This window comes from Rhizobacter sp. P2_H2 (assembly GCF_056403375.1).
The window spans coordinates 1-1964 of record NZ_JBFUFP010001010.1 but is presented as its reverse complement, the minus strand read 5'-3'; the positions used below and the strand labels follow the sequence as shown (position 1 = coordinate 1964).

The 1964-nt window shown below is 70.8% G+C and carries 1 protein-coding gene; it reads left to right on the top strand.

The genetic code is table 11. The annotated features are described in order from the left end of the window. Positions 1-1869 (top strand): glucans biosynthesis glucosyltransferase MdoH (mdoH, locus tag AC1D15_RS29435; RefSeq protein WP_477828807.1); only part of this gene is annotated, 1869 nt, incomplete at its 5' end. Positions 1870-1964: the final 95 nt, after the last annotated feature.

Below are 1964 nucleotides of genomic sequence, written 5' to 3'. Positions count from 1 at the left end.
CAGATCGGCCTGTACGCGCTGCTGTTCGCCTGGGTGTCGGCGGGCTTCTTCACCGCGATGATGGGCTTCTGGGTGCTGTGGCGCGGCGACCGGCATGCGATGTCGGCGGCCTCGGTCGGCAACGAGCCGATCCACAAGGGCGCGCGCACCGCGATCATCATGCCGATCTGCAACGAGCAGGTCTCCACCGTGTTTGCCGGCCTGCGCGCGACCGTCGAGTCGCTGGCCGCGACCGGCGCGTCGAGCCTGTTCGACGTCTACGTGCTGTCGGACACCAACGACCCCGAGATCCGCGCTGCCGAGCTGGCCGCCTGGGCCGAACTGCGCGCCGAGAGCGGGCTGGCCGATCGCATCTACTACCGCTGGCGCACCATCCGCACCAAGCGCAAGGCCGGCAACGTGGCGGATTTCTGCCGCCGCTTCGGCCGCGACTATCGCTACATGGTGGTGCTGGATGCCGACAGCGTGATGAGCGGCGACTGCCTCGTGAAGCTGGTRCGGCTGATGGAAGCCAACCCTAACGCCGGCATCCTGCAGACCGCGCCGCAGGCCTGCGGTCTCGACACGGTGCATGCACGCTCGCAACAGTTCTCGGGCCGCGTCGCGGGCCGGCTGTTCACCGCCGGCATGCAGTACTGGCAGCTGGGCGAATCGCACTACTGGGGCCACAACGCGATCATCCGCGTCGAGCCGTTCATGAAGCACTGCGGCCTCGCGCCGCTGAAGGGCCATGGCGGCCTGAGCGGCGAGATCCTGTCGCACGATTTCGTCGAGGCCGCGCTGATGCGCCGGGCCGGCTACCACGTGTGGCTGGTGCACGACCTGCACGGCAGCTACGAGCAGCAGCCGCCGAACCTGCTGGAAGAGCTGCAGCGCGACCGCCGCTGGTGCCAGGGCAACCTGCAGAACGCCCGCCTGATCGCCGAGCCCGGCCTGCACGGCGTGCACCGCGCGATGCTGCTGACCGGCGCGCTCGCCTACCTGTCGGCACCGCTGTGGCTGGCCTTCGTGCTGCTGGGCGCGGGGCTGTGGATGTTCGGCGGGCACCCGGTGTTCGGCGCGGCGCGCGAGCTGCCGGTCGAGATGGCGCTGCTGTGGTTCGCCACCGCGGTGATGCTGGCGATGCCGCGCGTGATGGGCGTGGCCGCGATCGTGATGACGAAGCAGCAGCACCGCTATGGCGGCACCGCCGCGTTGATCCAGGGCGCGCTGCTGGAAGGCGGACTCTCGGTGCTGCAGGCGCCGGTGCGGATGATGGCGCACACGCTGTTCGTGATCGTCGCGCTGACCGGCCTGAAGCTGGACTGGAAATCGCCGCCGCGGGAAGCGAGCGACATCGGCTGGGCCGATGCGGCGCGCCGCTTCATGTTCATCAGCGGTGGCGTGGCCTTGCTGTCGGCGCTGGTGCTGTGGGTGCAGCCGCAGGCCACGCTGTGGCTGGCGCCGATGGGCCTGCCGCTGTTGCTGGCGGTGCCGCTGGTGGTGCTGACGAGCCGTTCCGGCCTCGGCCAGCGCCTGCTCGCGAACAAGCTGCTGCTGACGCCGGAAGAGCATTCGGCACCGACCGTGCTGCGCCGGGCCTGGGCCCATGCGCGCCGCGCAGCGCCGCTGCGTCAGTTCCGCGATGYGTTGAACGACCCGTGGCTGTTCGACGTGGTGCGCGGTGCGATGGGCCCGCGCAATACGGGCTGGGGCAGCCGTGGCAAGGCGCGTCGCCTGCTGGTGAAGGGCCTGCTGGCCGACCAGGACACCGAGCGCCTGAGCAAGGCCGACCGGATGCGCCTGCTGAGCGAGCCGCAGACCATCGTGCGGCTGCGTGATCAGCTGGCGGCGAACGCGAGCCTCGTTCGCACCGAACGGCGCGCCTGATTCACCGCCGGGCGGCGCGGGGCGTGCCTTCGAGGTGCCGCCCCCACGCCCGGCGCAACTGCAGGTCCGACGCGAACCCCGCGTGCTCCGCGGCC